An 18,531-nucleotide genomic window follows, 5' to 3' on the forward strand; every position below is an offset into this window, starting at 1 on the left:
ACAACACCAAGCCCGCACCAGCCACTACAAGCGACACGGACACAACCCCTGACCTGGCCATCAGTCACCACAAGCACCGTTGCAGTACTAAGGCCCGTCGTTTGGATGATCTGGTAGTTGGCCAAGGCTGCTCACTGGAGACTCGATCGCGGTACCGATAGTGGCGTATGCGTCGGCGCGGAGGACTTCCGCCGGGCTCACGGGAGCAGTTCGATGTGCGGATGGTCCGGGGATGCCGGGCAGACATGGAGTTGGAGATCGTAGCCGCCGATGATGTCGATCAAGGTGAAGTTGCCGTCCTGGGCTCCCAGGGGAGGCGGGGCCGGGTTGGTCAGTTCCTCCTTGGCGATCCAGGTCCCGCTGCCGCCGTCCCATTCCCAGGAGGCGATGGTGAGTAGCGGGACCTGCTCGGTGCCGCACTCGGGGCAGGGGCGGGGCTTGGGGTCGGTGCGGGGCCAGCTGCTCCAGCCGCCGGTCTTCCAGCCAGGGGCGGTGGAGAGGTTGTTCAGGTAGAGCTCGCCCGGGTCGTCCGCGTACGTGTTGTACCGCGCAGGATCGATCGTCTCCCAGCGACTCATGTCGTCCAGCTGTTCCCGGAGCTCCTTGCTCAGCTCCCCGGGGTGGGGGAATTCGGTGACCTGCTCCGGTGAGAACAGGCACGGCTCCGGGAGGTAGCTGTCCCGCTGGACGATGGGCGGCTCGGGCGGTGCGTCGAGAACGTCGGTGACGGTGGCGGAGGAGCGCCAGAAGAGGGCTGTCCGGGGGTGGGCCATCTCGTGGTCGAAGGGGCACCAGAGGACCTGGAGGAGGTCCGCGTCGGGCGGGCACAGGAAGGGGACGTCGCGGGCGTAGAGCTGGGCGACGGGCAGGAGGGGGATGGGGGCGTCGAACCAGGGGCGGCCCACATTGATCCGCTCCCAGGTCGCCCGTTCCTCGGGGGTCCACTGGGGTGCCTGGGGGTCGAGGCGCAGCCGCTCGGCCGCTACGGCGCGGTCGCGCCGGAGAAGCCGGACGTCGTCCGGTGAGTAGACCACCGGCGCCGCGTGTCTGTCGTGCGGCTCGTCGCAGTGCGGCCACGGCTCGCCGGCGGGCCACAGGAGCGGGCCGCCCACGGAGCTGTCGCGCACGGTCGGCGCCCCCGGCCGCGGGTGCAGCCGGGTCGCCGTCCGCGCCAGAGGAGCCAGCTCAGGGAAGAGCGCGGTGATGTCGAACGGCCGCGGTGGGGTGGTGAAGATGGCGTTCATAACGGTGATGCTGCCAGCAGCGTCTGACAATGGGCGTACCGATCTACGTCAGCTGACCCTACGCAGCTTCCCTTTGTCAGCAGACGGACCAGAGGAAAATGCCAGCAATATGGAGTCCGGATGGAGTCCGGCCAGGTAGATGGTCGCGGTCTTCTCGTAGCGCGTGGCAATGCCGCGCCACTGCTTCAGGCGGTTGATGCACCGTTCGACGGTGTTGCGCTGCTTGTAGGTCTCGCGGTCGAAGGCCGGTGGTCTGTCGCCCCGGCTGCCGCGACGCAGCCGGTGGCCACGCTGATCAGCCGGGACCGGGATCACCGCCCGGATGCCGCGCCTGCGCAGGTGGTCGCGGATCGCACGGGACGAGTAGGCCTTGTCTGCCAGGACCACGTCCGGCCTGTTCGCGGCCGTCCGCGTCGTCGGGGAACACGCAGGCGGGCCATGACGTCGGTGAAGGCAGGTGCGTCCTCGGCCTGGCCTGCGGTGAGAACGAACGCGAGGGGCCGGCAGCGGGCATCCGCCGCGAGGTGGATCTTGGTGGTCAGCCCGCCGCGGGACCGGCCGATGGCGTGGTCGGCCGGTTCGCCGGCCGGGGCCCCTTTTTTCGTGCCCCGGCCGCGTGCTGGTGGGCACGCACGATCGTGGAGTCCACCGATACGGCCCTGTCGAGGTCCTCGTCGGCGTCGGCCTGGGCCATCAGCGCGGTGAACACCCGCTCCCAGGTGCCGTCGAGGGCCCACATCCGCAGCCGGTTGTAGACGCCTCGCCAGTTGCCGTACTTCTCGGTCAGGTGGACCCACTGCGTTCCGGTCTGGAACTTGAACGCGATCGCGTCGATCACCTCACGATGGTCACGCCACCGGCCACCCCGCTTCGGCGTCCGGTCCGGGAGCAACGGCTCAATCCGCGCCCATTGCACATCTGTTAACGGCACACCCGGACCAACGACCGACTGATCTAAACGAAACTGCCTAGCTGTGGCGGCAAGCGTGCTGTATGCCGTGGTGCGGCTGGCCCACGGCGGCGTGGTCGAGCCTGCAGGCCTGCTCGGGTTTCCCCTTGGCGTGGCGGCCCTGGCGGTCAACGTGGTGAACCTGCGGTGGCCTCCTGCGGGTGACCTGGCGCGGTTGGCGCGCGACTGGTCGGCGACCCTGGCCGAGCAGGTGAAGGAGGACGGGCAGGAGCAGTGGGGGCAGCGCGCCCTGCCCAACTCCCCACACGGACAGGGGCGTGCAGCGACACCGCGTGGGGCCGCACCACCCTCCTTCGACCATGGGTTGATTGAGCAGTCATTTCGCCATGGCGTCTTTGCTGCCCCACAGGCAGGGCTTCCAGGAGATGGCCGGGCGGCGGCGTCCGGGGCTCCCGTTCGCTGAGCGTTCGAGGGTGACCCGATCGCGGCGTGTACATCCGTCTGGGGCAGCACAGCTTGCCCTGGGACGATCGGCACGTCGTGGTAGAGGACACCTATTGGCGCGCCAGGCCATGGCGGTCGGCCCAGGCGCTGATCGCCGCGGCCAGTTCCTCGGGGCGGTCCTCCGGGGAGTGGTGACCGGCGAGGCCGTGACGGGAGACCTCCAGGCCTGCGATGTTTTCCTCGCACCAGGCCACGGCCCTTGGGTCGGTCATCGCACCGGGCCCCGGCTCGAACGCGGCGAGCAGCTTGGGGACTTCGGGGCTTTCGGCCAGCCAAGCGTCGTAGTGCTCGACGCGGGCCACGACGTCGGCGGGCTCGCTGTCCAGCGGCATCATGCGCGTCCACGCCAACACCGGGCGGCGGCTCCGCGGGGTGGGAAAGGGGCGGCGGTAGACCTCCAGGTCGGCAGGGGCGAGCGGGGTGGCGACCGTGTCCGGGAGCCCTTCGATGAACAGCGACTTCTCCAGGACCATCGCCTCGCCCACCCCGGGGGTGCGCAGGAGGGTGAACAACTCCCGCCCCGCAGCCGGGAACTCGTCGCCGACCAGCGGCTTGATGATTGTCTCGGTGAAGGCAAGACCGCGGACCCGGCCCGGGAGACGGGCGGCCCGGTCGAAGGCGAGCGCGCCGCCCCAGTCGTGGCCGACGAGGACGGCCTCGGTAAGGCCGAGGGCGTCGAACCAGGCGTCGAGGTAGCGGGCGTGGTCGTCGAAGGAGTAGGCGAGGTCGGGCTTGCCGGAGTCGCCCATGCCGATGAGGTCCGGGGCCAGCAGGCGGCGGCCGGGCGCGGCCACGCCCGGCAAGACGTTCCGCCACAGGTGGGAGGAGGTGGGGTTGCCGTGGAGGAAGACGAACGGCAGCCCGGCGGGGTCGCCGGACTCGCGGTAGTGGAGGGTGGACTCGAGGACGGGAAGGGTGGGCATCGCGGGTCACTTCGCTTTCAGTACGGGGGATCAGAGGTTGAGGCTCAGGACGTGGTCGACGGCGATCTCGACGACGACCAGGTCCAGCGGGGCGGGCGGGGCCGCGCGGTAGCGGACGATGTAGCGGCGGACCGCTTCGGCCAGGCGCGCGGGGTCGTCGGTGACGGTGGCCCGGCCTTCGAGGGTGACCCAGCGAAAGCCGTCCGCCTGGCAGAGCGCGACGCGGACCGCCGGGCCGCCCGCCGCCACGTTCCGGGCCTTCCGGGCCTTGGCCCGGGTGGTCACCCGGGCCAGGCCGGTGGACGCGTCGAAGGTGAAGCGGACGGGGGTGACGTGCGGAGTGCCGTCGCGGCGGAGGGTGGTGAAGGTGGCCGGGTATGGGCTAGTGAGGAACGCCCGCGTGCTGGCCGGGAGTTCGGCGGTCGCCCGGCTCACTTCTTCTTCACGCCCTCATTCCAGATCAGCTTGGCGATATTCGGCTTCACGGCCGTGGTGATGACGCCCATGGCTGTCCGGACGTACCGCCGTTCCTCCAGCTCGCGCAGCATGCTCGCGGCGAGGTCGGCGCGGGCGGTGAAGACGCCGTCGGCGCTGGTCTCGGCGGTGTGGTATTCCGTGACGACGGGGTTCTCGAACAGGCCCGAGGGTCGCACGAGGGTCCAGTCGAGGCTCGTCTGACGGATCACGTCCTCCATGCGGCGCATGTCCTCGTGAAGGGTGCGGCCCAGGCGCCGGTTCACCAGCGGGTCGAGCACATGGTTGAAGAAGTGCGCGCCGGTGGGACGCCAGGTCGGGTCGGTGATGCTGGAGCTGACGGCGAGAAGTCGCTTGATGCCGTGGCGGGCCATAGCCCCGGTGATGGCCGTGGCGCTCGCCGAGTACGTGGTGATGGTCTCCTTTCTGAAGCGTGCGCCCAGCGCGGAGAGGACGGCGTCCGTCCCGCCGAGCGCGGCATCGACGGCCACCGGGTCGGTGGCGTCGGCGACGGCCACGGTGAGGCCGGGCCGCGCGGGCAGGGAGCCGGGGCGGCGGGTCACGGCGACGACCTGGTGGCCGGCGGCGAGGGCCTGCTCGGTGAGGTGGCGGCCGGTCGGTCCATTGGCGCCGAAGACTGCGATACGCATGGTGTCGGGTCATCCCTTCGTGTGTTTCCCGGAACGCCCTTGACTGTGCTGATCACGAAGCACAAGCTCAACGTTGATGAATAACGCCGCCCTCGCACCCGCCCGCACCCGAGGCCGCCCTCGCGGCAACCCGCCGACCCGCCAGGTGATCGTCTCGGCGGCCCGCGGGTTGTTCCTGGAGCACGGGTATCGGCGCACCACCGTGCGTGCGGTTGCCGGGGCGGCCGGGGTCGATCCGGCGCTGATCGCCTACCACTTCGGCTCGAAGAAGGGCCTGTTCGCAGAGGTGATGCAGTTCCAGTGCGCCAACGCACTGGCGGTGGACGACGTCCTCGGCGGCGACCCGGCCACCCTCCCCGACCGCCTGATCGACGCGGTCACGGATCTGTGGGAGAACTCCGACTTCCAGCAGCTCACCACCCAGGGCGACGAGGCCGCCGAAGTGATCCGCGAATACCTGGAACACGAGCTGCTGACCCGGCTTGTTGAATTTCTCGGTGGCCGGGACGCGACCGCCCGCGCCACAGCCGTGGTGACGATCCTCGGCGGCCTTATCTACACCCGCTACCTCAACCCCTTGCCTACCCCCGCCGCCCTCACCCCGTCCGAGACCCGCCACATCCTTACCCCGGCACTGCGCACAGCTCTGGCCCCGAGGCTGCGCACCGCGACAACCGCCAGAACAGGCCGTCGAGGCTCACCGACCTCCGCTGGAGGCGCCGTCCGGCATTGACCACCTCCGCACCTGCGATGCGGCTACCCCTGGAGGTAGCGGTGCAGGGAGGTCTTCGAGATACCGATCTTGCTGCTGATCTCCCCATAGCTGCTGCCTTGGTCCTTGAGCAGGCGCGCTACTCAATCTTGTCGGAGGAGTGGCTACGGGGTGGCCGAGGCGGCGGCCCGCGGGCGAGGGCATGGGCCGCCACCTCCACTCCGCGACCGGCACACTGTCCGTAGCCGCGGGGTGGCTCGCGCTGGACTCGGGCCGCACCCACGACGCCCGCTCGCTGTACACCGAGGGGCTCGCCAACGCACGGCACGCCGAAGACCCAGGGCTCGAGGCCCACGCCTTCGCCTGCCTGTCGCTCCTCGCCCACGCCACAGGCCGACCCCGCGAAGCTGTCGGAACCGCCCAGGTCGCCCAGCGCGCCGCAGCCCATCTCGGATCCCCCCGCTGGCTGTCCCTGCTGGCGATGCGCCAGGCCCGCGGCTGGGCCGGAGGGCGACCGTACCCTCACCGAACAAGCCTTGGTCCGGGCCTACGACCTGTACGCCGAGGGCCCATCCGACGCGGATCCTGACTGGCTTGAGTTCTACGTCCCCGCTGAACTAGCTGGCCTGGAGTCGCTGTGCCGCGCCGATCTCGGCCAGCAAACGAGCGTGCGCCGGAGCCGAGCAGGCAGTCATGCTCTTTAGTTCCGGCCACGCCCGCAACCGCTCCCTGTACACGGCCGACATCGCCCTCCACCATGCGAGGAAGCCCAATCCCGACCTCGACGCCGCCACCCACGCCGCCCACCGCACCCTCGCCTACCTCCCTGACGTCCGCTCGCAACGCCTGATCCGCTCCCTGCGCGACATCGCCGGAACACTGTCCCCTAACCCGGATGACGGGTGTGTGTCCGCGCCGGGCCCAGGGCCGTGCGGTGGGCGGCGTCATCGAGAAGCCGGCTTCGTCTTCGAAGCACAGCCAGGCGTCGAGCGCCGCCACGGACCTTCCACCTGTGGCCAGGTCTCCTTCACCCAGCCCGCCACGGCCTCCTCGTCTCGCTCGACCGCTCGGCGGGCCGGACCTGGTGGCTGAAGCCGTGCCGGTGCAGCATCTGCGCGATCGCCGACAGCGTCATGCTCTTGTGGAACCGGCGCCCGATTAGCGTCTTGATCCGCGCCAGCGTCCACGTCTGGTCCGGCCAGCCGTGCGCGACCGGCCCCTTGGCGAGCTCCTGCTCAAGCACGGTGAACAGGGCCTCACTCAGCTTGGGCCGTGACACCGGCCCGGCAGACCGCAGCCCCTCGGTGCCGGCGTCGTGCCAGGCTCGGCGCCAGCGCTGCACCGAGCGCACACTCACCCGTAAGTCCTTGGCAACCTCGGCGTGCAGGCGCCCGCAGCGAATCGCTCCGCGGCCTCCAGCCGGATCCGCTCGCGAAACGCCTGCCGTTCAGGCGTCAGCCCACCACCCTGCGGATATCTCACACCACAGGCATACCGCGACGGTCACACATCGTCAGCCCCCAACGACATCACGCCGAAAGGGTCAGTAACTCCATGACCACCGCCTTGACTTGCCTGGTCAGGCGGGTGGTGCGGCGCTCGTATCGGTCCAGGACTCCGGGCACCTGCTCGCGGAAGGTATGTCGGCAGCCGCCGGTGGGGCACACCAGACGTCGCACCCGCACACGGACCACCACCCGCCGCCCGTCGACCGGCACGTCAGCCACAGTCCGCCAGTGATAGCCGTGCACCCGCCCCCGCCCCGACGACACCCCGCACACCGGGCAGGCCGCAGTGTCCTGCGGAGTCCGTGCCCGCACCACGACTCGCTCGCCCTCGTCGACCACATCCTCGATGACCAGTGGGGACAGTCCTGAAAACACCGTCTGCACAAGCTCGTTGACATCCTTCACATGGATACCAACGACACCTCACCACTCTGCGTCACCACCGAATATGAGACAGGGCCGTTAAATTGACACACCCGGACTTGGCGGCGGCGCTCAGACCGCCCCGGGTATCACGAGCCCCGACTCGTACGCCACTATCACCAGCTGCGCCCGGTCACGTGCCCCCAACTTGCCCATGATTCGGCTTACATGGGTCTTCGCGGTGAGCGGGCTGAGCCCCAGCGCTTCGGCGATCTCGGTGTTGTTGAACCCGCGCGCGACCAGGGTGAGCACCTGCCGCTCCCGCTCGGACAGCCCGTCCGGGCCGCCCACCGCTGACATCGCCGTGTCGGGTGCGCGCAGGAAACGGGCGATGAGCCGTGAGGTGGGTCCTGGCGAGAGCAGGGAGTCCCCGGCGGCCACGGTCCGGATAGCGTCGAGGAGTTCGGCCGGCTGGATGTCCTTCACCAGGAAGCCGGACGCCCCGGCCCGCAGCGCATCGACGATGTGCTCGTCGGTGTCGTACGTCGTCAGGACGAGCACCTTCACGCCCGCCAAGTCCTCGTCGGCGGCGATGAGCCGGGTCGCCTCGATGCCGTCCAGGTCGGGCATGCGGATGTCCATCACGACGAGGTCGGCCCTCGCGGAACGGGCGAGGTCCACGGCCTGCCGCCCGGTGCCCGCCTCGGCGACGACCTCCATGTCCCCGGCGGACGCGACGAGCATCGCGAACGAGGCCCGTACGAGGGTCTGGTCGTCGGCGAGCAGTACGCGGATCGGCATCGGGGCCGTCACGAGGGTTCCTCCCGGGGCAGCGGCAGCTCGGCGGTCACTTCGAAGCCCACGGTGGGACCCGGTCCGGCGTCCAGTGTGCCGCCCACGCTACGGGCCCGCTCACGCATCCCGACGAGCCCGAACCCCGGCGCGCCGCCGACGGCTCCCTGTCCGTGCCCCACCCCGTTGCGCACCGCGCTACTCACCCCGCGGCCCGCCCCCTGCCCCGCCCCGTCGTCGGCGACGGTCACCCGCAGGGTCCCCTCCGCCGCCCGCAGTCCCACCCGGACGGTCAGGTCGTCGCGGCCCCCGTGGCGTAAGGCGTTGGTGAGCGCCTCCTGCACGATCCGGTAGGCGGCGGCGCCCACCGAGGGCGGTACGCCGTCCGCGTGGACGGACAGTTCGACCTTGGCCCCGGCCACCCTGGCCGCCTCCGCGAGCGCGCCCAGCCCGTCGAGCCCGGGCAGCGGCCCGCGCCCGTCCGGAGAGCCGAGCCCGGAACCGGAACTCGATCCGGAGCCGGGTTCGGCCGTCCACTCCCGTTCCCCTCCGACACTCACGCTCATCTCGTTCGCCCGCAGCACCTCCAGCGTCGTCCGCAACTCGCCCCGGGCCGTCCGGCAGGTCTCCGCGATGTCGTCGAGCGCCTGGGCGACCGCCTTGCGGTTGAGCCGGTCCGGATCCACGGTGAGGACGTGGGCCGCCACGGACGTCTGCACGCCGATCAGGGTGATGCTGTGCGCGAGCAGGTCGTGCAGGTCGCGGGCGATCCGCAGCCGCTCCTCGACGACCCGGCGCCGCGCCTCCTCCTCGCGGGTCCGTTCGGCCCGCTCGGCCCGCTCGACGATGGAGGCAACGTACTGGCGGTAGAAACGGGCGTCGACGCCGAAGAACAGGACCGCGATGATCCAGCCGGAGATCCGCAGGAGCTCCAGTGCCCCGTCGGGGTTGGTGAAGCTGTTGATGATCAGCGTCGGGCCGAGGACGACGACAGCGGTGAGCAGCGAGCGGCGTACCGTGCCGGTCGCCGCGACCGTATAGAGCGCCAGGAGGGTCGCGGGGATCGGTACGGCGTGGTTGTAGTCGAGGACGTGGTATGGGGTGACGCAGACCGCCACCGCGAGCAGCACGAGCAGCGGACGGCTGCGCCGCCACACGAGCGGCACATGGGCGCCGGCCAGCAGGGCCCAGCCGGGCGGACCGAGCGGGAGTCCGTCGTCGAGGAGCAACGCGAAGATGACGGCCAGCACGGCGACAGCGACGGCGAGGAACGCGTCGTTGCGGGTGCGGTGCGGCGCGGTGAGCGGGTCCCGGTTGACGACCGCCATGACGCGCTCGATCCGGCGGGGCCGCGCGTCACCCCGTACGACGGTGGTTCTCAGGTCCCCTGCGGCTGAGGTCGCTCCCCGATCTTGCACGACTCCATCTTCCGTCATGGGGGCGCCCCTCCGGCAGAAGGCAGGAGAGGCGCCCGGTCGGCTGTGGTGAGCCCGGCAGTTCAGGGCGCGCCGACCTGTTCCGGCTGCCGCGGCGGCTCGGTCGGTTCGGACGACCCGGCGCCGGGCGCGGGTTCGCGGGAGAGGCCGCCCGGCCACCACATCTTCCGGTGCAGGGCGACGCTGGCACTGGTCACCAGGTACGTCCGTACGAGGAAGGTGTCGAGGAGTACGCCGACGGCGATCACGAAGCCGAGTTCGACGAGTTGCACGAGCCCCATGTTCATCAGCACGGCGAAGGTCGCGGCGAGGACCAGGCCGGCCGAGGCGATGACGGCGCCTGTGCTCCGCAGGGCGGTGAGCGCGGCGGCGGCCGGTTCCGCGCCGGCCAGGGACTCCTCCCGCATCCGGTGCATGAGGAAGATGCCGTAGTCGACGCCGAGGGCGACGAGGAACACGAAGGACAGCAGCCCGAGCCCCGGATCGGTTCCCTTGATGCCGAGAACCGGCCCGAAGGCCAGCCCGCCGATCCCGAGGGCCGCGCCCCAGACCGCGACCACGGCGGCCACCAGGATGAGCGGCGCGACGAGACTGCGCAGCAGGACGAACAGGATGAGCAGCACCGAGACGAGGACCAGGGGTACGACGATCTTCGTGTCCCGGCTGTTGGTGTCCTCCAGGTCGATCTGCTCGGCGCTGTCCCCGCCGACGTACGAGCCCTTCAGTTCGCTGCGCAGGGACTTGATGGTGGCGGTCTCTCCCGCCGACTGGGGTGTGTCCTTCGCGATGACGGAGATCTCGGCCCAGCCGTCTCCGGTACGGCTCTTCTCGGCGCTCTCGACTCCACGGGTGGCCCGGATCGCCGCGAGGGTCCGGTCGACGCGGTCCGCCGGGGTGATCACGTCGATGGGCTGAGTGCCGCGCTCGGGGTAAGCCCGGGCGAGGGTCTCCATGGCGGTGACGGCCTCCGGCTTGGTGACGAAGGAATCCTCCTGCTTGACCGGTCCCGGCAGGTTGAGCGTGCCGAATGCGAGTGCGCCGAGCAGGACGGCTCCGGTCGCGAGCACGGTCAGCGGCCTGCGTCCGGCGGAGTCGCCCATCGCGGCGAAGAGGCTCCGCCGCTGTTTGGGTTCGCTGCCGTAGGCCGGTACGAGCGGCCAGAAGACCCGCCGCCCGAGCAGTACGAGGACGGCGGGGAGCAGTGTCAGCATCGCGATCAGCGCGCACAGCACACCGACAGTGCCGAGCGGGCCCATGCCGCGGCTGCTGTTGAGATCGGCGGCGAGCAGGCACAGCAGGCCGGCGGCGACGGTGCCTGAGGAGGCGAGCACGGCGGGCCCGCAGCCGCGCAGGGCGGCGACCATGGCCTCGTACGGGCGCTCGTTGCGCCGCAGTTCCTCCCGGTAGCGGGAGACGAGGAGCAGCGCGTAGTCGGTGCCCGCGCCGAACACGAGGATCGTCATCACAGCGGAGCTCTGGCCCGTGACGGTGGTACCGAAGGCCTGGTTGAGCCCGTACGCGACGCCCATCGACATGAGGTCGGCGATGCCGGCGACTACGAGCGGCACGAGCCACAGCACCGGGCTGCGGTAGATCAGTATCAGCAGGAGGGCGACGACGGCGACGGTGGTGTAGAGCAGTGGCCCGCCGAGTGAGTCGTAGACCTTCCCGGCGTCGGTGCCGAGCGCTGCGGTGCCGCCCACCTCGACGCTCAGCCCGTCCTGGCCGCGGGCGATGCCCCGGACGTCCTCGACGAGCGCGTCCCGCAGCTTCTCGTCGCTCCCGGGCTCGTTGCTGACGACGGGGTACATGAGGGTCGTACCGTCGTCGGACGGAATCCCCTTGGGCGCCCCGCCGACCAGCTCATGCGCTTCGGCGATCTCCTCGACCTGCCCGGCCGCCACCCGCCGGTCGTCGGCGCTCAGCCCGCCGCCCCGGTGATACACGATCACCATCTCGGTGCTCTCGCCCCCGGGCAGCGCGTCCTGTATCCGGGCCACTTGGGTCGAGTCGGCGCTGGAGGGCAGGTAGTCGGTGGCCCGGTCGTGCTGCACGTCGGCGAGCTTCGCCGCGAACGGGCCGACCAGCGCGAGCACGGCCACCCATAGCCCGAGCAGCGCCCAGGGCACGGCCCGCCTGCGTCCCACGCCCTTCGTGGTTGTCTTCCCGACCGTCATGAGCAGATCTCCCTCGCTACGACGACTACCGTTTCAGCTGTCAGCCTTCCGGCACGGGGAGGGGTTTACGTCAGACGGGAGGGGGAGCCTGCGGGTACTGCCTGGGGTGGCGGGGGGTGCGGATTACTCCCCCGGGAGTAATGGGAGTCGCGGGTGCGTGTTCGCCTGCGGGTGGGTGGGGGCTGGTCGCGCAGTTCCCCGCGCGAAGATGTCCGCAGCGCCTGGACCTCATGCGAGCCGATCGATGCCCACGCCCCCGCCAGGTACCAGTCCAGGCCCCGACTCAAGTGGCGGGTGCCAGCCGGGCAGCGATGCCAGGGGGCTCGTGAATCCAGGACAGACCTCCAAGGTCCAGGCGCCATTTCACCCGCGGCCTCTTGCGCGAGGCAGCCAAGGACTTCAACCAGGAGAAGGCCATGTTGCTGGGCGCGGACGATCTCGTCGAACGTGTCCGGGCGCTGGGCGGCCGGGCTGACACCGTGGACCCCGATTGGACTTGGGACTTCCAACGGCGCGGCGACACTGTCATTCAGACGCTGCGCGCAAAGCACTCCAGGGCCCATGAGGTCAGCCCCATCTCCTTGAATCTGGTCGGCCGCCCTGGGGCGATGAGCGCTGACCTCACCGCGGCCATACCCGCACGCTCGGGTTCGGAACCGCCGAAGACGTCGCGCTGCCCGGGTCTTCACTTCACCACGGTCGACGCCGCGCGATGCAGATCCGTGCGCCGGCGACCTGCTGTACGGCCTGCGCCACCCGGACGACCACGACGACGTGGCGTTGCTGGTGGCCCAGTCCGTGCGGTCAGCCGTGGCGCGTCACGTGTAGCTGGGAACCAGCCAGCGCGCGCGGTAGTACCCGGCGACGCCCTCGCTCCACGAGTAGCTCTTGCGGCCGTTCGCATCCACGAAATCGATCTCCGGCGTGGTCCAGTCGCGCCACTTCTCGCTGCCGACCGGGGCGTGGCAGTTGTCGGTCTTGTTCGGGTCACGCTGCAGGCAGATGGTGGCGACCTGGCCGGTCACCGGGTCGTTGCCGGCGGACTTCACCATGGAGTACCGGTTGACCTGCGACTCATAGGGATAGTCGGTGCACCAGTGCGAGGCGTCGGGACCCAGTTCCCCCGTGGTCGGCCAGCGGCTGCTGGTGTAGCAGGCGCTCTGGCCGCTCTTGGAGAACTGCACTGCGCCGGCGTTCGCCGACACCCACAGCCGGTCCGGGTTTCCGTACACCGGCGAGATGTCGTGGCCGTATGCCAGGCTGGTGCCGTTCTTCGGCAGGGCGTAGCCGTTTTCGCGGTGGAGCTTGCCCTCGGCGGTGAGGCTGTAGCGCACCAGTTCCGAGTCGCCGATCGCCCACAGGGAGCTCATCGTGTCGTCCCACAGCACCTGGTGGGCGCCCGCGAGCGGCTGGGAGTCGTACGGGGTCTGCCAGGCGCTCGGGCCGTTGCCGGGCGCGCCCTGCGCCGCGGTGTACAGCCGGACCGAGCCGGTGCCGACCTCGGCGACCGCCACACTGCCGTTGGGCAGCAGTTCCACGCCGTGCATGTTGACGTTGTGGCCGACGTTGATGGCCCAGCGGTAGCCGGACAGCGCGGGGAACGGGATGACACCGATGAACCCGCTGTTGCCGTCGCCGACCACCATCAGCTGGCTGCTGAGAGCGCCGCTGGAGCTGTACGCCCCCGTGGGCCGCAGCTTGAACTCCGTGCCGCCGCCGAAGGTGCCGCCGGGCACGGTGGACGTGCCGCTGACCAGGGAGGAGTCCAGGATCGAGTGGTAGGCGTCCGGGACCCAGCGCTGGTACGGCCCGGAAGCCGACCACACCGACGGCTTGGTGCTGTCGTAGAACTCCAGCGCGGGGCTGGTGGCGGGGTAACCCCCGTAGTCCACCGCGTAGTTGTCCCCGGCCATGAGCGCGGTCGCACCCGCGTTGAACTCCACCTCGAGAGTAGGCGTGTAGTAGCCGATGTTGCACGCATAGTCGGCGGAGTCAGGGTTCATGGAGCAGAAGTCCTTGTAGGCCTTGCTGTCCAGTTCGCCCGCGGAGAGCTGCATGCCGTAGTTGGTCAGCGTGCCCTGGGCCCAGGCGTTGACCATCGACGTCACGTCGATGCGCCGCAGGCCGTTCGACTGGTCGGGGTCGGTGCGGTTGGGGACGTCCGGGCAGTTGGGGTGGCCGATGCCGAAATTGGCCGAGGCCTGGTAACCGGCGGTGACAGCGGGCTTGTTGGCCCAGGTGATGGTCGACTGGTCCCAGGACGCGGAGACCGGGTCTGCGTACATCCACCAGCCGTCGCAGGAGCCGGTGTAGGAGTCGTAGAGCCGCAGCTTGGCGCTCTTGATGCTGGCGCCGTGCAGCTTGGAGACGTCGAACTTGAGGTAACTGCGGTACTTGGTTGTGCCGTTGTCGGGGGTGCCGATGTGCAGCACCGCGCCGGTGGAGTGGTCGCGCGCGTCCGTGCTGCTGACGTACGTGTCCTGGACGCGCGTGATGATGTTGCGCGGTCCGCTCTGCACGATCGGCGAGAGGCCCGCCGGGGTCGTGTAGGCGGCCGATGCCTTCGCGTCGGAGACTCCCGTCCGCGCCGCGCCGGCCTGCGCCGGGGCCGTCGCGTCGCCGGGAGCGGCGAGGGCGAGGGCCGCGAAGGCCGCCGTGGCGACTGCGGCAACCGTGGCCCGTATGCGCAGCGGTGTATGCCCGGCCGCCCGCCTATGGTTCTTCACTCGAAGCCCTTCTCTGCGGTGATCATGGTGTGGGGCGGCGCAAGGCTAGCAGCGAGTGTCACCGGGGTGAAGAAGAGAGGGGCCGCCGCCGGGTGGTGAGGAAGGCGTCTCATGCCACGATCGTCAGCGACCGCAGGATCACGGCCTGTCGGCCGATGTGATCGCCGAACTCGGCACCGAACCGGGCCCGTTGTGGCATGAACGCCAGCAGGCCAGGCTTGCGTCCAGGCCACGGCAGCGGGCCGCGGGCGCGGGCGCGAAGCACCGGCTGGTGTTCGTCGACCGGCTCCTGGCCACCCTCGTGCACCTCCGACACGGTGCCACGCACGACGTGCCCGACGACGCTCCGGTCGCAATGATGGACGGTTTGCCCGTGACGGCTGCCATGGCCCGGGCACACGACGCCGTGCTTTCCCGCCGGTACACCGACCTGTGGGGTCCTCTCCACTGGCACGACGAGGCGCTACTGCCAATCGGCGAGCACTTCGAGGATCAGCCGCAGCCGGACCCGCACGACTGAGCCAGCGTGCTCTACACCGCGTGGCAGATGATGCAGCAGCACACTGGGGAGACGCAGCTGGTTGACATCAGACGGCACAACATTTTCCCACCTGCGGCGCGGAAGAAGGCGAAGGCCAAGGCGAGGCAGACAGGCCTTGCACCGACCATCGGCGACGGTGTCGTGCACGTCGTCGACCCCACCGCCTCCCAGCGACCGGCGAAGGCCGAAGCAGACCGGGACGCGGCAGCCTCTGACGGTCGGCGGAAGGCGGAGTGGAAATTCCGGTGGAAGGTTCCGCCGTACCGCCGCATGACGTGCATGAATCCGCGACTGCATCGCTCTACGTCAACCCCGCAGTGATCCCGAGGAACGGTGACGGCCGCGATGGCTCCTCTTTCGTCCGAGACCGGCGGTCGCACCTGCAGGAGTCTGTGTTCTCTTGGCTCGCCTCCCCGAGACCGCGCCACCGGTGACGGAGACCAAGCCCCTTACGGAGTCCGATCCCGACGGCCCTCCTGTGCTGCCTACGAAGGAAGAGAAGCCGGACCTCTCCCACCTGTGGGTCGTGGCCGCGGAGATCGAGGCCGTACCGAAGACCGCCAAGGCGGCCGGCCACCGGGGCAGCTTCAAGGCATCCAGGGGGCAGTGTCCAGTCTCGCGGAAGGTGAGGCAGCGTGCGTGCCTGACCTGAGGTGCCTCAGTTCGAGCGAGACGGGGGCGGGTCGACTGTCTCGCTCAATCCGAGGTCATCTGCGTAGGGGCAGCGGCGATAAGCAGCGCGGCGAACGCAATGGCGGCGGCTGTCTGGTAGCCCATCCAGACTTCGCCACCGGCGCTGCTGCCCTGCCACGCCATCAGAAGGCCAGCCAGGGCCGCCAACACCCAGCCGCTGTCGTAGGCAACCATGAGCTGCGTGTAAGAGGTCGTTTTCACCCGTTGTTTTATCCCGAGTCCTCGGTGCTGCTGCGATCGTTCCTCGCGTCACTTTGATGGCACCTGCTGTTGCGGCCGAATCGTGTCAGCGGCTCGCGACAGGGCTGTCACAGGTTCCAAGATTGCTTGACCTTGCCCCCAAGGGAAGGACAACAGTGTCTCCGTAGATCACAGGAGTGCGCTCGCTGGCCAGGCGGGACGAAGAGGGGGAGTTCGCGTGACCACGACCTGCATCATTCTCGACATCGGTGGCGTACTGGAGATCACGCCGGAAACCGGAGTGGTGCAACGGTGGGAAGAGCAGTTGGAGCTGCCGCTGGGCACCGTGAATGAGCGGATGCGCGACGTGTGGCGTGCTGGAAGCGTCGGGAGCATCAGCGAACACGACGTGCACCGGGAAGTGGCATCACGCTTGGGCCTCGACGTTCGCCAGCTCGAAGCCTTCATGGCTGACCTTTGGGCGGAGTATCTGGGAACGCCGAACGAGGAACTCATCGCCTATGTGCGAGGGCTGCAGGGACGATGCAGGCTGGGCATCCTGAGCAACAGCTTCGTCGGGGCTCGGGAACGGGAGACGGCGCTGTACCACTTCGACGAACTGGTTGAGCAGATCGTCTACTCGCACGAGATCGGCATTGAGAAGCCTGACCTGCGTGCCTTCGAAGCTGCTTGCGCCAGCTTGGAGGTGGGGCCGGAGAGCTGTCTCTTCGTGGACGATGTCGCAGCCAACGTTGAGGCCGCCCAGGCGGCGGGCATGCAGGCGCATCTGTTCGAGGACAACATCGGGACGATCACGCGCATCGCCGCTCATCTGGACGCTGGGCCCTTGACTCCAGCACGCGTCCTGCGCGGATGACGCGTCTGGCCGGTCTCTCCCAGCCAGATCGAGTTGCTCGCCTTGCGAACCATCCGCCATGACACGGTCCTTCGCTCGCTGATCCGGGCCCTGCCGTCTGGGAAATCACAGGGTCAGGAGGAGAGCTGAGGCTTCCTGGGCCAGCTGGGGGTGGCGCCTTTCCGGGCGAGACGGCGGGTCATGAGGGTGATGGCGGCCCAGGTGATCAGGGCCTCGGAGTGCTGGATGAGCCGTTCGTAGTCGCGCGCATGTCGGCGAGCGTGCATCATCCACGCGAGTGACCTCTCGACGACCCAGCGGCGGGGCAGCACGACGAAGCCGGAGGCGTCCTTGGGACGGCTGACCGGCTTGATGGTGAGGTTGAGGTGCTGTTTCGCCCAGTCGACGAGCTTGCCGGCGTAGGCGGAGTCGGCCCAGACGATGGTGATCTCGGGGTGCATCAGGCGGAGGCGGAAGAGGACTTCCTTCGCGGCCGCGGCGTCGTGCAGGTCGGCGGGGGTGACCATGACCATGAGGGGCAGACCTCGGGTGTCAACGCGGGTCCGCGCCATCGAGAAGGCGGTCGTCCACTACGGGAACACCACCCTGACGTTCCTGGCGAATCTGCGCCGCGCGGACGACGCCGGCCAGGGCACGTCCTACATCTCCGCCGTCACCGTGGAAGAGGACGCGGTCGTCGCCTACAACGAGGGCTACCCGTGCGGCAGTGAATCAGCCGAGCCTGCCTGCACCACGACTCCCGGCCACCTCAAGCCGCCGCTCACCAACCTCGTCGCGTTCTATCCCACCGACACCACCTCCGGCGACAGCGCGGAGGCCGAAACCCTCTACTCCGACCACCCCTACATCCAGCTGAACAGCATCGGCGCGGCCAAACAGGCCGTCGCCGACGACTTCAAAAAGTCCCTCGCCTCCGCCACCGCCCGCCAGCGCTTCATCCAGCTGGGCTTCCGCACCTCGCCCGACAAACCCACCACGGAGCTCACCCAGGACAACGGCGCCCTGCCCGGCGAGAAGATCCAAACACTGGCAACTCCCGCGCCCGATGTCCTGGACCAGCTCCTCGCCACCTGGCGCGAGGTGCGTAAACCCGCCAACGTTCTCACCCTCATCGACACCTCCGGGTCGATGAACTGGGGGGTACGCAGCGGGACGAACGACAAGGCCGCCGGCGAACCGAGCAAGCTCGACCTCGCTCCTACGACGCCGACGCCATCAACGCCGTCGTCATCCTCACCGACGGCAACAACGAACCCGCCAACACCCCACCCGCCTTCACCGATCTCATCAAACGGATCAGCGACCCCGCCCAACCGCCCATCCGCGTCTTCACCATCGCCTACGGAAGGGAAGCCGACATTGCCGTGGATGCCGCAACCGGCAAGACGTACCTCGAAGAAATCGCCGAAAAAACCCACGCCCGCGCCTACAACGCCCGCGACCCCAAAGCCATCTCCAACGTCCTGACCAATGTCATCTCCAACTTCTAGCCCACCGACCTGCCGCGACCACCACCACACACGGACGCAGGAGATCACGACAGCGACACCCTGTCTGTCCCGGCCCTTGGGGGACCGGGACAGACAGGATGCGCACCCGGCAAACCCGCCCCCGACAGTAGCCCCCAGCCTCCGTCTCCCCCGTCTTCGCCGGGCCCGTGGGCGCGGCTGCAGCTGGCGTACCGTGCTGCCAGCCGACCTGGAGGCGCTCCCCGACGCGCACAGAGAGCCCGCCCGCCCGGCACACAAGTAACCGCACCGCACGCATGCGACGCGCACCAGGTGTGCCGGGAACGACGGCCGACCGACATCGACGGGCAGC

13 protein-coding genes and 6 pseudogenes are annotated in these 18,531 nt (G+C 69.4%); 5 read left to right on the forward strand and 14 right to left on the reverse strand.

All coding sequences use genetic code 11. The features are described 5' to 3' along the window. Positions 1 to 197: 197 nt before the first annotated feature. Both ACZ7L0_RS28060 and ACZ7L0_RS28065 read right to left on the reverse strand, forming a co-directional pair. Positions 198 to 1,244: a hypothetical protein gene (locus ACZ7L0_RS28060; RefSeq protein WP_471245348.1), complete on the reverse strand. Its 1,047-nt coding sequence runs from the start codon at positions 1,242 to 1,244 to the stop codon at positions 198 to 200. A gap of 48 nt (positions 1,245 to 1,292) precedes the next feature. After that, a pseudogene (locus tag ACZ7L0_RS28065) lies at positions 1,293 to 2,175 on the reverse strand (IS5 family transposase). Between the two features lie 43 nt (positions 2,176 to 2,218). Between ACZ7L0_RS28065 and ACZ7L0_RS28070 the strand changes: the two are divergent. Next, positions 2,219 to 2,617: a hypothetical protein gene (locus ACZ7L0_RS28070; protein WP_471245569.1), complete on the forward strand. Its 399-nt coding sequence runs from the start codon at positions 2,219 to 2,221 to the stop codon at positions 2,615 to 2,617. Between the two features lie 91 nt (positions 2,618 to 2,708). On the opposite strand, the gene ACZ7L0_RS28075 is transcribed toward ACZ7L0_RS28070, so the two are convergent. From ACZ7L0_RS28075 to ACZ7L0_RS28085, 3 genes are read right to left on the reverse strand one after another with little or no spacing between them, the layout of a single operon-like run. Further along, a complete protein-coding gene (locus ACZ7L0_RS28075; RefSeq protein WP_471245349.1) occupies positions 2,709 to 3,581 on the reverse strand; it encodes a haloalkane dehalogenase in 873 nt (290 codons plus the stop codon). Between the two features lie 30 nt (positions 3,582 to 3,611). Beyond that, positions 3,612 to 4,016 (reverse strand): pyridoxamine 5'-phosphate oxidase family protein, encoded by a 405-nt coding sequence (locus tag ACZ7L0_RS28080; protein WP_471245350.1) that lies wholly within the window; start codon positions 4,014 to 4,016, stop codon positions 3,612 to 3,614. Next, positions 4,013 to 4,705 carry an NAD(P)-dependent oxidoreductase gene (locus tag ACZ7L0_RS28085; RefSeq protein WP_471245351.1) on the reverse strand — a complete coding sequence of 231 codons (693 nt, stop codon included), beginning with the start codon at positions 4,703 to 4,705 and terminating at the stop codon, positions 4,013 to 4,015. The genes ACZ7L0_RS28080 and ACZ7L0_RS28085 overlap by 4 nt, the downstream gene beginning before the upstream one ends. A gap of 76 nt (positions 4,706 to 4,781) precedes the next feature. Between ACZ7L0_RS28085 and ACZ7L0_RS28090 the strand changes: the two genes are divergently transcribed. Further along, positions 4,782 to 5,438: a TetR/AcrR family transcriptional regulator gene (locus ACZ7L0_RS28090; RefSeq protein ID WP_471245352.1), complete on the forward strand. Its 657-nt coding sequence runs from the start codon at positions 4,782 to 4,784 to the stop codon at positions 5,436 to 5,438. A 23-nt stretch (positions 5,439 to 5,461) separates the two neighbouring features. Here ACZ7L0_RS28090 and ACZ7L0_RS28095 read toward each other — a convergent pair whose 3' ends face one another. The 7 genes and pseudogenes from ACZ7L0_RS28095 to ACZ7L0_RS28125 form a co-directional block, all read right to left on the reverse strand. Beyond that, positions 5,462 to 5,551, reverse strand: a complete 90-nt coding sequence (locus ACZ7L0_RS28095; protein ID WP_471245552.1) for a hypothetical protein — start codon at positions 5,549 to 5,551, stop codon at positions 5,462 to 5,464. A 745-nt stretch (positions 5,552 to 6,296) separates the two neighbouring features. Further along, positions 6,297 to 6,899, reverse strand: a pseudogene (locus ACZ7L0_RS28100) (helix-turn-helix domain-containing protein); the annotation flags it as partial. A gap of 65 nt (positions 6,900 to 6,964) precedes the next feature. Then, positions 6,965 to 7,330, reverse strand: a pseudogene (locus ACZ7L0_RS28105) (transposase family protein); the annotation flags it as partial. Between the two features lie 90 nt (positions 7,331 to 7,420). Next, positions 7,421 to 8,089: a response regulator gene (locus ACZ7L0_RS28110; RefSeq protein WP_471245553.1), complete on the reverse strand. Its 669-nt coding sequence runs from the start codon at positions 8,087 to 8,089 to the stop codon at positions 7,421 to 7,423. Between the two features lie 8 nt (positions 8,090 to 8,097). After that, complete coding sequence (locus ACZ7L0_RS28115) at positions 8,098 to 9,516, reverse strand: sensor histidine kinase (protein WP_471245353.1); 1,419 nt, start codon at positions 9,514 to 9,516, stop codon at positions 8,098 to 8,100. Between the two features lie 62 nt (positions 9,517 to 9,578). Continuing rightward, entirely contained in the window at positions 9,579 to 11,693 is a 2,115-nt protein-coding gene (locus tag ACZ7L0_RS28120) for an MMPL family transporter (protein ID WP_471245354.1), read from the reverse strand. Between the two features lie 818 nt (positions 11,694 to 12,511). Then, the gene (locus ACZ7L0_RS28125) at positions 12,512 to 14,419 is read right to left on the reverse strand and encodes a DNRLRE domain-containing protein (RefSeq protein WP_471245355.1); all 1,908 of its coding nucleotides are present in this window, start codon (positions 14,417 to 14,419) and stop codon (positions 12,512 to 12,514) included. Positions 14,420 to 14,511: 92 nt separating this feature from the next. On the opposite strand from ACZ7L0_RS28125, the pseudogene ACZ7L0_RS28130 reads away from it, so the two are divergent. Beyond that, positions 14,512 to 14,753, forward strand: a pseudogene (locus ACZ7L0_RS28130) (helix-turn-helix domain-containing protein); the annotation flags it as partial. A gap of 903 nt (positions 14,754 to 15,656) precedes the next feature. Here the strand turns inward: ACZ7L0_RS28130 and ACZ7L0_RS28135 are convergent. Continuing rightward, positions 15,657 to 15,839 (reverse strand): annotated as a pseudogene (locus ACZ7L0_RS28135) (hypothetical protein); the annotation flags it as partial. Positions 15,840 to 16,071: 232 nt separating this feature from the next. On the opposite strand from ACZ7L0_RS28135, the gene ACZ7L0_RS28140 reads away from it, so the two are divergent. Further along, on the forward strand, positions 16,072 to 16,710 hold the full coding sequence (locus ACZ7L0_RS28140; protein ID WP_471245356.1) for an HAD-IA family hydrolase: 639 nt from the start codon (positions 16,072 to 16,074) through the stop codon (positions 16,708 to 16,710). A 116-nt stretch (positions 16,711 to 16,826) separates the two neighbouring features. On the opposite strand, the pseudogene ACZ7L0_RS28145 reads toward ACZ7L0_RS28140, so the two are convergent. After that, positions 16,827 to 17,246 (reverse strand): annotated as a pseudogene (locus ACZ7L0_RS28145) (transposase); the annotation flags it as partial. Between ACZ7L0_RS28145 and ACZ7L0_RS28150 the strand changes: the two are divergent. Beyond that, positions 17,239 to 18,177 (forward strand): hypothetical protein, encoded by a 939-nt coding sequence (locus ACZ7L0_RS28150; protein WP_471245357.1) that lies wholly within the window; start codon positions 17,239 to 17,241, stop codon positions 18,175 to 18,177. The pseudogene ACZ7L0_RS28145 and the gene ACZ7L0_RS28150 overlap by 8 nt on opposite strands. Positions 18,178 to 18,531 lie beyond the last annotated feature (354 nt).

The sequence above is a fragment of the Streptomyces sp. NPDC039424 genome, from assembly GCF_055639495.1.